12 protein-coding genes are annotated in these 12,731 nt (G+C 60.9%); 9 read left to right on the top strand and 3 right to left on the bottom strand.

From position 1 onward, the window contains the following. Nucleotides 1-15: 15 nt before the first annotated feature. Nucleotides 16-639 carry a glucose-6-phosphate isomerase gene (locus ACQZ5H_RS29320; RefSeq protein WP_449099783.1) on the bottom strand — a complete coding sequence of 208 codons (624 nt, stop codon included), beginning with the start codon at nucleotides 637-639 and terminating at the stop codon, nucleotides 16-18. Between the two features lie 202 nt (nucleotides 640-841). On the opposite strand from ACQZ5H_RS29320, the gene ACQZ5H_RS29315 reads away from it, so the two are divergent. The 8 genes from ACQZ5H_RS29315 to ACQZ5H_RS29280 all read left to right on the top strand — a co-directional run bounded on the left by ACQZ5H_RS29315 (nucleotide 842) and on the right by ACQZ5H_RS29280 (nucleotide 9,266). Continuing rightward, nucleotides 842-1,813, top strand: a complete 972-nt coding sequence (locus ACQZ5H_RS29315; protein ID WP_130284576.1) for a sugar ABC transporter substrate-binding protein — start codon at nucleotides 842-844, stop codon at nucleotides 1,811-1,813. Nucleotides 1,814-1,941: 128 nt separating this feature from the next. Next, the gene (locus ACQZ5H_RS29310; RefSeq protein ID WP_449099782.1) at nucleotides 1,942-3,456 is read left to right on the top strand and encodes a sugar ABC transporter ATP-binding protein; all 1,515 of its coding nucleotides are present in this window, start codon (nucleotides 1,942-1,944) and stop codon (nucleotides 3,454-3,456) included. Continuing rightward, nucleotides 3,416-4,447: an ABC transporter permease gene (locus ACQZ5H_RS29305; RefSeq protein ID WP_449099781.1), complete on the top strand. Its 1,032-nt coding sequence runs from the start codon at nucleotides 3,416-3,418 to the stop codon at nucleotides 4,445-4,447. Before ACQZ5H_RS29310 ends, ACQZ5H_RS29305 begins: the two co-directional genes overlap by 41 nt. A 29-nt stretch (nucleotides 4,448-4,476) precedes the next feature. After that, a complete protein-coding gene (locus ACQZ5H_RS29300) occupies nucleotides 4,477-5,979 on the top strand; it encodes a xylulokinase (RefSeq protein WP_449099780.1) in 1,503 nt (500 codons plus the stop codon). After that, nucleotides 5,976-6,671: an HAD family hydrolase gene (locus tag ACQZ5H_RS29295; RefSeq protein ID WP_449099779.1), complete on the top strand. Its 696-nt coding sequence runs from the start codon at nucleotides 5,976-5,978 to the stop codon at nucleotides 6,669-6,671. Before ACQZ5H_RS29300 ends, ACQZ5H_RS29295 begins: the two co-directional genes overlap by 4 nt. Next, nucleotides 6,658-7,431, top strand: coding sequence for an SDR family NAD(P)-dependent oxidoreductase (locus ACQZ5H_RS29290; RefSeq protein WP_449099778.1), 774 nt, complete (start codon nucleotides 6,658-6,660; stop codon nucleotides 7,429-7,431). Before ACQZ5H_RS29295 ends, ACQZ5H_RS29290 begins: the two co-directional genes overlap by 14 nt. Then, nucleotides 7,422-8,507 carry a glycerol dehydrogenase gene (locus ACQZ5H_RS29285; protein ID WP_449099777.1) on the top strand — a complete coding sequence of 362 codons (1,086 nt, stop codon included), beginning with the start codon at nucleotides 7,422-7,424 and terminating at the stop codon, nucleotides 8,505-8,507. Before ACQZ5H_RS29290 ends, ACQZ5H_RS29285 begins: the two co-directional genes overlap by 10 nt. Nucleotides 8,508-8,519: 12 nt before the next feature. Beyond that, nucleotides 8,520-9,266 (top strand): SDR family NAD(P)-dependent oxidoreductase, encoded by a 747-nt coding sequence (locus tag ACQZ5H_RS29280; RefSeq protein WP_449099776.1) that lies wholly within the window; start codon nucleotides 8,520-8,522, stop codon nucleotides 9,264-9,266. Nucleotides 9,267-9,301: 35 nt separating this feature from the next. Here the strand turns inward: ACQZ5H_RS29280 and ACQZ5H_RS29275 are convergent, their stop codons facing one another. Both ACQZ5H_RS29275 and ACQZ5H_RS29270 read right to left on the bottom strand, forming a co-directional pair. Next, nucleotides 9,302-10,384, bottom strand: coding sequence for an FAD-binding oxidoreductase (locus ACQZ5H_RS29275; protein ID WP_449099775.1), 1,083 nt, complete (start codon nucleotides 10,382-10,384; stop codon nucleotides 9,302-9,304). Beyond that, nucleotides 10,374-11,627 (bottom strand): aromatic ring-hydroxylating oxygenase subunit alpha, encoded by a 1,254-nt coding sequence (locus ACQZ5H_RS29270; protein ID WP_449099774.1) that lies wholly within the window; start codon nucleotides 11,625-11,627, stop codon nucleotides 10,374-10,376. Before ACQZ5H_RS29270 ends, ACQZ5H_RS29275 begins: the two co-directional genes overlap by 11 nt. A 104-nt stretch (nucleotides 11,628-11,731) precedes the next feature. Between ACQZ5H_RS29270 and ACQZ5H_RS29265 the strand changes: the two genes are divergently transcribed. Then, nucleotides 11,732-12,619: a LysR substrate-binding domain-containing protein gene (locus ACQZ5H_RS29265; RefSeq protein WP_449099773.1), complete on the top strand. Its 888-nt coding sequence runs from the start codon at nucleotides 11,732-11,734 to the stop codon at nucleotides 12,617-12,619. The last annotated feature ends 112 nt before the right edge of the window (nucleotides 12,620-12,731 follow it).

Raw genomic sequence — 12,731 nt, 5'->3', positions numbered from 1 at the left:
CGCGGATTATGGCACTCAGGCGTAGGACTTCATGAGGGAATGGACGGCCTCGTCGCTGCGTGGCCGGTAGTTGGCATTTTCGACGAGCCGCCAGCCATTTTCGCCACCGGAAAGTACCCGGTGACGCATGCCTCCCGAGGTTTCGATGATGGCGTAATCCTGACCGCTGTCGGACGGATAGGCAAAGACCATCACGAGATCCTCGTTGCCGATGTTGATCGAACGGTGGATCCAGAAGGGCGGCACGTAGCAGATCGTCTGGGCCTTGATCTCGATGATGCGTGTTTCTCCCGCGGGAGATTCGAGCTGCATCAATCCATGGCCCTTCTGGCCGTAATAGATTTCCGGGCGGTCTGCCTTGGCATGAATGTGACCGCGCGTGAGGAAGAACTCGTCGCCGATCCGGCCAGGACTCATGCGCGTGACGCCATAGATCAGATCGCCGCTGTGATCGCCCGGGCGAAAATCCTCCACGTCGTAGACAACGGCGTTACCCTGGCCAACAAGCGCTGCTTCGAATGCAGCCCCGTCGGCATAGAGGCCACCGAGATCGCTGAGGCGCTTTTCATACCGCCCTGTATTTCCGCTCATCCCGCCACCGATAGGATCGACAACGCTCGAGACCGGTTCCCGCATCATAATAAGCCTCCTCATTTGGTAGTAGAATTACATAAATAGAACACAAAGGACGTGCAAGCGAAATTTTCAGGCAATATTGCGATGCAAAAACGTAGAAATTGAACAAAAAATATGTTGACGAAGAAAAATCCTGTAACTACGCTACATTTCAGCCAGGGAAATGGCTCGCGCTTCAAGGCGCTCACCCGGAGGAGAGACGTAAATGAAAAAGACTGTAATGACGCTTGCGCTCGGCGCAGCCGCATCGCTGCTTGCCATGTCCGCCGCACAGGCAGCGGGCTGCAAGATCGGCATCTCGATGAAGACGCTCGATGCGCCGTATTTTGCCGCTCAGGAAGTTTCAGCCAAGAAGCATGCCGAGGAACTCGGCTGCGAAGTCATCTCCGTCGACGGCCAGAATGATCTGAACAAGCAGGTTGCCGACGTCGAGGATATGGTCGCCCAGGGCATTGGCGCCTTGATCATCAATCCGCGCGACAGCAAGGGTCTTGTCCCGGCGATCAACGCGGCAACGACCGCTGGCGTCAAGGTTTTCGTCATCGACTCGACGATCGATCCGCAGGCCAATTTCGTCACGCTCGTCCAGTCTTCAAATTCGCAGAACGGCCTGCTCGTTGGCCAGTGGCTTGCCGATGCCACCAAGGGCAAGGAGCTGAAGATCGCCCTGATTTCCGGCGACAAGGGCAATGAAGTCGGCCAGGAACGGCGCCTTGGCGTTCTTGCCGGCCTGACTGAGGGCCAGCTGCGCAATGAGGGCCGCGCCCACTTCTCGGTTGTCGGCCAGGGATGGGGCGGCTGGACTAATGAAGGCGGCCTCAAGGCGATGGAAGATCTCCTGACCGCCAACCCCGACGTCAATGTCGTGCTCGGTGAAAACGACTCCATGGTTCTCGGAGCCCAGAAGGCGCTCGATCAGGCAAACAAGTCGGGCGATGTGCTGTTCCTCGCTGCTGCCGATGGCCAGAAGGAAGCGCTGCAGGCGATCAAGGATGGCAAGTATGGCGCAACCGGCCTGAACGATCCGGCACTCGTCGCGTCGACCGCTGTTGACCTTGCCAAAAAGGCACTCGACGGCGACCTGCCGGCCGATATCTCCAAGATCACCTATACGACGCCGACGGCCATCACCAAGGACAATGTCGACAAGTACCTAAAGAAGGACGCGGTATTCTAAGACCGGATCCTCCCCGTGGCCGGCGCGGCCCTCCCTTCGCCGGCCACTTCTTCAATGACTTCGTGGCTGGTGCAGCTGGCAGGGCCGCGATTGCGGCTCATTGGTCGTGAAAACCAGAATGTGACGTTATGGAAACTGTTGTTGAACTGTCCGGCATCCGAAAATCCTTCGGCGGTGTGCGCGCCCTTCAAGGCGTCGATTTCGCGCTGCGCAGGGGTGAGGTTCATGCGCTGCTGGGGGAGAACGGAGCGGGCAAGTCGACGCTGATGCGGGTGCTCGGCGGCGAATACACGCCCGAGGCCGGAACCGTCAAAGTCGGCGGCAACGAGCAGCAGTTTCGCGGGCCGATGGATGCGCTCGAAAAGGGCATTGCCATTATCCACCAGGAGATGGCGCTCGCAGCCGACCTGACGGTCGCCGAAAACATCTTCCTGGCCGAAATCCCGTCCGTGATCTCGTGGCGTGACCTCAACCGGCGCGCCGGCGAACTGATCTCCAGCCTTGGCTTTTCCATCTCACCGTCTGCGACGGTATCAGATCTGTCTCTTGCCCATCAGCAGGTGGTGGAGATCGCAAAGGCGCTGTCGCGCAATGCCAGCGTCATGGTCTTCGACGAGCCGACGGCCGTTCTTTCCGTACAGGACGCCGAGCGTCTGCTCGGCATCATCAGGACGTTGCGCGAGCGTGGGGTTGGGATCATCTACATCTCGCATCGTCTCGACGAAGTCTTCCGCATCGCCGACCGGATCACCGTCATGAAGGACGGCGCCTCGGTCAAGACCGTCGAGCGCAAGGACGTTGAGATCGACGATGTCATCAAGATGATGGTCGGCCGATCGCTCAAAGCGCTTTTCGGTGATGATGTCGAGCGCTCGATCGGCGACGAGGTTCTCCGTATCGAGGAGCTCTCCGATGGCACCCGCATCCGTGGTGCCTCGCTCAGCGTCCGCGCCGGTGAAATCGTTGGTCTTGGCGGGCTGGTCGGTGCCGGTCGCACCGAACTGGTGCGCCTGATCTTCGGCGCCGAGAAGGCGCGTTCCGGCAAGATCTTTCTCAATCGCAAAGAGGTTCGGATCAACAATCCGCGCGAGGCGGTCAAAGCCGGTATCGGGCTCGTGCCGGAAAGCCGCAAGGAACAGGGTCTGGTTCTGGATTTCCCGATCCGCGTCAACGCGACCATGTCGAAACTCGCTCCTCTCGTGAATCCGTTTGGCTTCGTTCGGCGCCGAGCTGAAACCGAGACCGTCGAAAAACTGGCATCCCGGCTGCGCATCAAGGCCGGCAGCCTGAATGATCCGGCATCGAGCCTGTCTGGCGGCAACCAGCAGAAGGTCGTCCTGGCCAAGTGGTTCCACGCCGACGGCGATCTGCTCATCTTCGACGAGCCGACGAGGGGCGTCGATGTCGGTGCGAAAACCGAGATTTATTCGCTGATCAAATCGCTCGCAGCCGAGGGGAGGGCAGTCCTCGTGATCTCGTCCGAGCATATCGAATTGTTCGGGCTGTGCGACCGCATCCTCGTGATGCGCGAGGGCGAACTGACGGGCGCCCTGACACCCGAAGATTATACCGAAGAAAAACTGCTGAAGCTCGCGATGGTCAATGCCGTCCCGCACGCCAAAGCCACTGCGACCAGCAACTGATTGGGTTAAAGCCGTGACCGAACTTACCGAAACCGCACGCCGTTCGCCTTCCTTCAACATCAGCAATGTCCTGCATCGCTACGGAACACTCGCCATCCTGATCGCGCTCCTGATCGTTGCGACCTCGATGTCGGATGTGTTCCTGACCCAGCGAAACATCGTCAACGTCCTGCGCCAGAGCGCCGGCACCAGCCTGATGGCGATCGGCATGCTGTTCGTTATTCTGACCCGCGGTATCGACCTGTCGGTCGGCTCGGTCGCAGCGCTCGGCAGCGTGCTCTCGGCGATCATCATTCAGGATTACGGGACGGGGGCCTCGATTGCTGGCGCGTTGGTTGCCGGTGCCGCCTGCGGTCTCGCATCCGGCATTCTCGTTGCCTTTCTCAAACTGCCGCCATTCGTCACGACGCTGGCGATGATGACGGTCGCCCGTGGCCTGTCGCTGATCGTATCGGCCGGGCAGCCGATCCAGATGGGCGATGCCGGAATCTGGATCACCACATTCGGTTCCGGTGCAATCGCGACAATCCCGTACCCCGTCGTGCTGATGGCCGCCGTTTTCGTCATTGCCGGTATCGTCCTGACCTTCACGCGCTTCGGCCGGCTCGTCAAAGCGATCGGCTCGAATGTCGAAGCCGTGCGCCTGTCGGGCATTCCTGTCGCCTACTATACGACCGCGGTTTACGTTATCTCGAGTATCCTTGCCGCTGCAGCCGGGATCGTCTCGACGAGCCGCACAGGCATCGGATCGGCCAATATCGGTGTCGGCGCCGAACTCGACGCGATCGCAGCCGTCGTCATTGGCGGTGCAAGCCTGATGGGCGGCCGCGGAGGAGTGGTCAACACCTTCATCGGCGTGCTTGTGCTCGGCATCATCGCCAATATGATGAACCTTGCCCGCGTGCCCGGCTATCACCAGCAGGTCTTCATGGGCTGCATCATCATTGGTGCGATGCTCCTGCAATATGCCTCGAACTGGTTCCGCAAGTAGCATCGCGCCTCTTGCCAGGAATGAATGCCATGTCACCTGATCTTTATCTCGCCATCGACGTCGGTACCGGCAGTGTTCGTGCGGCCCTTATCGACGTCAACGCGAAGATCCTTGCCGTCTGCAGCCGCGAACACGAGCAGATCGTGCCGCAATTTGGATGGGCCGAGCAGCGTCCTGCCGACTGGTGGAGCGGCGTTTGCGTAGCGATCCGGGAAGTCCTCGACAAGACACCCGGCGCGCGCTCCCGGATTGCAGCGGTTTCCGCATGCGGGCAGATGCACGGCACGGTGCTTGTGGGCGCCGATGGTGAACTGGTGCGCGACACCGCGCCGCTCTGGAACGACAAGCGAACCGTCGATTATGTGACGGCCTTCGAAAAGCAGTATGCGGCGGCGGATTACCTGGCTGACTGCGCCAATCCGCCGACACCCGCCTGGCCCGGCTTCAAGCTCCAGTGGCTGCGCGATCACGATGCAGCGGCCTACCAGAAGGCCGCTGCGGTCCTGATGCCCAAGGACTTCATCAATCTTCGCCTGACGGGTGAGATCGCGATGGATCGCAACGATGGCGGTGCGAGCTTCCTGATGGATCCGCGGACCGGCCAATGGTCGCAAAAGATGATCGGCATGCTCGGTCTTGACGCCGGCAAGCTCGCGCCGCTTAGGAACCCGACCGAAATTCTGGGCGCCGTCAGTGAAAGCGCGTCTGCAGAGACCGGACTTCGCCGGGGGACGCCTGTTCTCGTTGGCGGTGCGGATTATCCGGTGGCGCTTCTTGGTTCCGGGGTCAGCCGCCCGGGTGTCGGCTCTGAGGTCATGGGAACGTCCGCAATTATCACGGCGATCGCCGGCAAGCCACTTCTCGATCCTGCCGTCTGCAATGTCGGGACGGTGGACGGCAACTGGGGGGCGTTCATGCTCCTCGAATCCGGTGGCGATGCGATGCGTTGGGCAAGACGCGCCTTCGACGAGAAGCGCTCATCCTACGAAGAAATCGTCGCCAAGGCTGCGGAGGCGCCGGCCGGATCGGACCGCTTGTTCTTCATGCCCTATCTGACCGGCGAGCGCCTTGGCGACCATCGCAACGCGCGTGCGCAGTATTTCGGAATCGGCGCCGGCCATGGCCTTGCTCATATGCACAGGGCGGTGCTGGAGGGCGTCGCCATTGCGGTCAAGCGCCACATCAACATCCTCGATCGCATATCGGGCGCGCCGCTGACGCGGGTCATCGCGTCGGGTGGCGGGGCCAAGACCGAACTCTGGATGAAGATCAAGGCGAGCGTTTACGACATTCCGATCCTCGTTCCATCGGAGCCGGAATGCGGTCTGGTTGGCTGTGCGATCATGGCAGCGACCGCGACCGGCCGGTTTACGAATGTTGCGGATGCCGCGGATGCCCTGGTCTCGTATTCCCAGGAGATCGAACCCGACCCGCGCTGGGTCGAGATCTACAGGCCGATGCAGGATTTCTTCGAAAAACTCTACACGCATAGCCAGGACCTTTACGACGACCTCGACAGGTTGGCGCGATGACCAGCCGCGCCGTACTTTTCGATATGGACGGCACCCTCGTCGACAGCGAGGGGCTGCATTTCGACGCCATGGCGCAGGCACTGCGCGCCATGGGCTACAGTTTGCCCGACGGATTTGGCGATCGCATAACCGGCATGAGCGGCGCAGCCTGCCATGCGCTGTTGCAGGAGGCGATCGGCTTCAAGCCGTCGCTTGGCGACTATATTGCCGCCAAGTATCGCAGCTATCTTGCGGCTGCGCCCGAGCTGAAGCGCAGATCCGGCGTCAATGACGTTCTCGCGCTCCTCTCTCAGCGCCAGATGCCGTTTGCCATCGTTTCCAACTCGGACCGCATGCTGGTAGACGCCAATCTCAGGGCTGCCGACCTCCAGGTTCCGGGCCTCATCTCGGTCAGCCGCAACGACGTGCGGCAAGGCAAGCCCGATCCTGAACCTTACCTGCGCGCTGCCCATCTCCTCGGTGTCGAACCGCAGGGCTGTATCGTTGTCGAAGACAGCATACCAGGGTCAGTGGCCGGCCTCGCTGCCGGCATGACTGTCATCGGCTGGCCCGAGCCGCACCGCTCCGACATCGTCTTTCCGGATCGCGTGATCGTTGCTGATCCTCACGACCTTACTTCGACGCTCGGCCAAGTGCTGGCGAATTCTTCTGACCACAGACATACCAAGGACCCCGCCGATGTATCTCGATAAGTTCAAGCTCAGCGGCAAGATTGCCGTGGTAACAGGTGCGGCGCGCGGCATCGGCTATGCTGCGGTTGAGGCACTCGCCGAGGCCGGCGCCACCGTCGTACTGACCGACATGAACCCCGTTTTGCTTGACGCGGCCCGCAGCGAGCTGGCGGCCAAGGGCCACAAGGTCGACAGCGCGGTGCTCGATGTCACTGACGCAAAGGCGGTTCAGGCCGTTCACGACGAGATCGTTGCGCGTCACGGCCGTGTCGACATTCTGGTCAACAATGCCGGGATCGCCATCAGCAATCACCCCGCCGAGACGATGGCCGATGACGTCTGGAACAAGGTCATCGATGTCAATTTGAATGGCGTCTTCTGGTGCTGCCGCGCCTTCGGAAAATCCATGCTCGAACAGGGCACCGGCAGCATCGTCAATGTCGGATCGATGTCCGGGTTCATCGTCAACAGGCCGCAGGAGCAGGCGAATTACAACGCCTCGAAGGCCGCCGTGCATCATCTGACGAAATCGCTCGCCGCCGAGTGGGGTGCCCGCGGCGTGCGCGTCAACTCGGTGGCGCCGACCTACATCGACACCGAGATGAACAAATACGTCTACGAAGACGCTGAAATGTACAAGCATTGGGTCGGTGGTACGCCCATGAACCGGCTCGGCCGCACCGATGAGGTTGCCTCGGTGATCCTGTTCCTTGCGAGCGACGCATCAAGCCTGATGACCGGATCGATCGTGCTGGCCGATGGGGGCTATGTATGCTGGTAAATTCGGCGATTTCACCGCGCGGTGCCCGCTTCCCGGGGCGCTATATGCAGGCAGCCGGAGCGATTGGACTGCTCGGTCAGGAAGCCGGCCGCTACGGCAAGAGCGCAATTGTCCTCGTCGATCGGGGTGTGTTCGACATGCTGGAACAACCGGTATCGAGCGCTTTCAGAGGCGAGGCCGATGTCGTCTTGCTGCGCCACGGCGGTGAGTGTTCCGAGCGGGCCGTTTCCGAACTTGTGGCCCGGGCGAGCGCAGCCTCGGTCGATGTCGTCATCGGGATCGGCGGTGGCAAGGCGCTCGACACCGCAAAGGCCGCCGCTTGCGACCTTCGCCTGCCCGTCATCGTTGTGCCGACGATTGCGGCCTCGGATGCGCCCTGCAGCGCGCTGGCCGTCATCTATACCGAGAACGGAACGGTCGCCTATGACCGCTTCCTGCCCGACAATCCGGATCTGGTGCTCGTCGACACGGCCCTGATTGCCAAGGCACCGGCACGATTTCTGGCAGCTGGTATCGGCGACGCGCTTGCGACCTGGTACGAGGCAGATGCCTGCCGCCGGAGCGGAGCATCCAATTGCATGAAGATGCCTGGCGTTCCCCTGGCTTTCGAGATTGCCCGGTTCTGCCGCGCGACGATCTTCGAGCACGGCACGGCGGCACTTGCCGAATGCGACGCGGGGAGGGCTGGACCGGCAATCGAACGCGTGATCGAGGCCAACATCCTGCTGTCGGGTATCGGCTTTGAATCGGGCGGCGTCGCTGCCGCACATGCCATTCATCACGGGCTCTGCGAGCTGGACGATGTCCATCACCATCTCCACGGCGAGAAGGTTGCGATCGGGGTGCTCGCGGGTCTCAAGATCAACGGAGATCAAGACGAATTCGAGAGAGTGCGGGACTTTTGCCTGGCCGTGCGGCTGCCAACGCGCCTGAGCGATATCGGTATCGCTGATGCAACGGAAGAAAAGCTTGCAATCGTCGCTCGCCGGGCCTGCCGGTCAGGCGAGATTATCCACAACGAACCGGTTCCCGTCAGCGAGGAAATGGTCGTTGCCGCGCTGAAAGCGCTGATCTGAAAGATACCCATCATGACAAATCCGGTCGGCGCATTCAGCGCAAATTTCCTCGAAGGTAAAACGGTCGTCATCTCGGGTGGGACGAGCGGTATCGGCCTCGCGGTCGCTCAGGGCTTCGCATCGGCTGGCGCGACTGTCATTGCAACCGGCAGCTCGATCGAGCGTCTGGAAGACGCGAAGGCTTCGGTCTCAAGCGTGGAATTTCGCCAGCTCGATGTCCGGGATGGAGGCGCTGTCGATCGATTTTTCGGAGCGATTGAAGCGCTTGATGTGCTCGTGAACTGCCAGGGCATCGCACGTCCCGACGACGAGTGGAACGAGGATGTCTTCCTAGATGTCATGGACGTCAATCTGAACAGCGCAATGCGTCTGGCACGGGCCGCGTTTCCGTTGTTGAAGCGAAGCAATGGCAGCATCATCAACTTTGCCTCAATGCTGAGCTATCTTGCCGACGAGAGCGTGCCGTCCTACACGGCAAGCAAGACGGGGATTGTCGGTCTGACGCGCGCGATGGCGCATAAATATGGCCGAGACGGCGTGCGCGTGAACGCCGTCGCCCCTGGCTACCACCGGACCGAAATGACGAGGCCGCTCTGGTCGGTTCCGGAGAGCGAGGCGAAGATCGCTGACCGGTCAGCTCTCAAGCGCTGGGGCACGGCCGACGATCTGGTCGGGCCGATCTTGTTCCTGTGCTCGCCGGCTGCGGCTTTCGTCACGGGTGTCACCCTGCCGGTTGATGGCGGATACAGCGTCGGGTAGTGCCCCAGAGCCAGTCGGGGACCTGCTTGCCGCCCTCAGCGATCGACGACGAGATCGCTGAGCGGCTTGGAACAGCAGGGCAGAAACAGGCCGGCGTCGATCTCGCGTTGGCGGATGCCGCCGTTGTGGTTCATTTCGACGGAACCGGAGATGAGCTTGGACTTACAGGTGCCGCAGACGCCGTTTGAGCAGGATGAGGGGAGGCGGACGCTGCCCTTCTTTGCTGCGGCTAGCACCGTTTGGCCCGATGGAACCTCCAGGGTCTTTTTCTGCTTCGAAAACTCGACCTGGAAGGTCCTTGCCGCCGGTTGCGCTTCGACATCGAGGCCGGGCTCGTCGATAACGGCGGCATCGAAGCTTTCCTCGATATAGTTTTCTGAGGGGACGCCGAGAGCGGCCGTGATCGACCGTGCCGTTGCCATGAAGGGGGCCGGGCCACAGCACATGACGATCCGCTCAGCGATATCGGGAACGGCGAGCTTGAGAAATTCAGGCGAGATCCGGCCGGTCAGTCCCGGCCAGGATGTTTCGCCGGCAACTGTTTCCGGCAGAAACTGGAGACGCAATCCCTTCATTCTTGTCGCCAATCCGGAAAGGTCGTGGCGGAAGATCAGGTCGGCGGGCGTTCTCGCGGCGTGCAGGAAGACGATATCCGATGCCTGATAACGGTCCGCCAGATCGCGCGTGATGGACATGACGGGCGTGATGCCGGAGCCGCCGGAAAGCAGCAGGAGTTTCACTCTTTCGCCTTTGGGGCGGATGAAATGGCCAAGCGGTCCCTGTCCCCTGACCGTCATGCCCGGCGCCATGTGGTCGTGCAGCCAGTTCGATATTCTGCCGCCGGGCACGCGCTTGACCGTCACCGTAAAGGCGTTGGTGCGATGGGGTGACGCGGAGATGCTGTAGCAGCGGGCTTCGCCGTCGGCGCCTGTCGGAAAGTCGAACAGGAAATACTGCCCGGCCTCGAACTCGAAACGCTTGCCCTCAGGCGAGGCGAAGGTGAAGCTTTTGACGTCGTGGGTCTCCTGGTGGACGTCGAGACAGATGAGCGTCTCGTCGACTTCCGGATTCCAGGTCGCGCTTTCGCCGCGCTCGATCTTCGTGAACTCAATACCCATGGGCGCGCATCCGATCGATATACCAGGTGGCGAACTTGTCGAGATTCGTCTCCGAGAACCGGGAATAGGGACCGGGCTGATAAGCAGGGTCTAGGGCGCCTGCATGCGAGCGCGCGACGAGATCAGCGTCCTGATCGGTGGTTGCGATCCAGACATCGGTGAGCTTGTCGAGGTCGTAGTCCTTTCCCTCGACAGCGTCCTTGTGGACGAGCCATTTGGTCCTGACGAGCGTCTTGCCGGCCGACAGAGGGATGACGATCGCCACAACGGCGTGGTCACCCATGAAATGGTTCCAGCTGTTGTGGCCCCAGAGATGCGTATCGCCGAGATCCTTGCGCGTCATGTGGCCGAGCAATTTCGAGGATGCGGCGGTCGCGTCATGCGTCTGGGATTCGCCGGCCCCGGCAATGATCAGGCGCTGGGTGCGGAAGTTCGTGGCGCAGTTTTCAAGCCGCTCGACGGCGGCCGACGGGAAGCCGTCGGACTCCCATGCCTTGGTTTTCTCATCGTAGAGGCGAAAATGCGCCTCGGCCTGTTCGCGATCTTCCGGGCTCAGCGTTTCCGGATCGAAGCCGAAATCGAGGTCGACGAAGGATACGCAGAGCTCGGGGTGATTTGCCGAGCAGTGATAGCATTCGCGATTGTTCTCGATGGTGAGTTTCCAGTTGCCCTCTTCGATGACGTCCGTCTGGTGGGCGACCTTGGCGCCGCGGATATCGTAGGGAGCCAGGCGCTCGATCATGGCCTGTTCGAGGTGCGAGATGTCTTCCGGCGGATTGTCGGAAAGACAGACGTAGATCAATCCACCGATCGATTTGAAATGCACCGGTTTCAGGCTGTGGCACTGTTTGTCGAGATCCTTGCCCATATGCGGCGCATAGGCGAGCTCGCCTGTCAGTTCGTAGGTCCAGGTATGGTAGGGACAGACGAGCTTCGAGACGATTGTTTTTCCCGCGTCGAGCAGGCGAGACCCGCGATGGCGGCAGACATTGTGGAGCACACGGAGTTCGCCGTCGTCGTCACGCAGCAGGATCAGGCTCGTCTTGCCGATATCGACCACAGTCGCGTCACCCGGCTCGGGGACGTCGCAATCGAGGCCGACGCAGATCCAGTGCTTGTGAAAGAAGACGTCGATATCGGCGTCGAAGACGTCTTCACGGGTGTAGAGGCCGGCAGGCAGAGAATATCCGTTGGCGCGCGCTTCAAGCAGCGAGGAAATATCGGAGGGAAGGCGGTTTAGCATAATATCCCCTTATGTTTGAGTTACCCGAGAGTGCGCTTGCTTTCCCGGCTGTTCAACGGCATTAATTTTCGTTGATGCATAACTTATAGTAATGTGAAGACGTCATGAGCTTCCGCCGCAGATTGCCATCGCTGACCGCACTGATGACGCTTGAGGCCGTCTTTCGGCATCGGAGCTTTACTGCCGCGGCTGCCGAGCTCGGCGTGACGCAAGCTGCGGTGAGCCGCCAGATCGCCCTCCTTGAGGACGAGCTGGGACTGCCGATGTTCGTCCGCAAGCATCGCGCCATAGAGCCGACGCCGGGGTGTCTGGCTCTGGCGACGACGTTGACGCAAAGCTTCTCGAATATTGCCGATGTTGTCGAGGTGGTGGGGCGGTCGCAACAGGGCGTCGTCACGATCGGAGCTACGGTCGCCTTTTCGTCATTCTGGCTTCTCCCGAGACTGGCGGAGTTCCGCCGTCAAACGTCGGGCGTTCAAATCAGGGTCGTCTCTCAGGATTCCAAGATCGATCTCAATGCCGGAGGTGTCGACATCGTCATACGCTATGGGCAGCCGCCTTTTGCGGATGGCAGGGTTGTCGCTTCGAGAGAAGATTCGATCGTTCCTGTCTGCTCCCCCGAATATTTCCGGCGGCGCGAAGGCGGCGGGATGTCGAGCGCCGACGAATTCATCGAGACGGACGCTCAGGACAGATCATGGATGACATGGTCGCAGTGGCGCCAGGAGGCGGATTGCAGCCTGCAGATATCTCCTCAGCTTCACTTCAATCACTATACCGAGGCAATCGCGGCGGCACGGGCGGGACAGGGGATTGCGCTCGGCTGGCGTCTGCTTGTTCAGACCTTCTTGGATGACGGAACGCTTGTTTCGCTGGAGGATGCCGAAATGCGGACGGCTGACGCCTACCACGTCGTCGTTCCCTCCAGGCCATATCGCACGTCTGCCGTCGAGCATGCAGCGGACTGGCTGGCATTCGCGCTAAGCCACTAAGCGCCTCGCGGAGCAGCAGAGACCTCGAAGATCAGACCGTACCGGTCGTGGGCTCGGCTGCCTTCCACCTCTTCTATGTGCCTATTCATTCTCATCGCCTTCGGCCGCACGA

The organism is Rhizobium sp. 21-4511-3d, assembly GCF_053522545.1.
The sequence above is the reverse complement of the archived record's forward strand: the minus strand, read 5'-3'. Positions and strand labels throughout refer to the sequence as shown.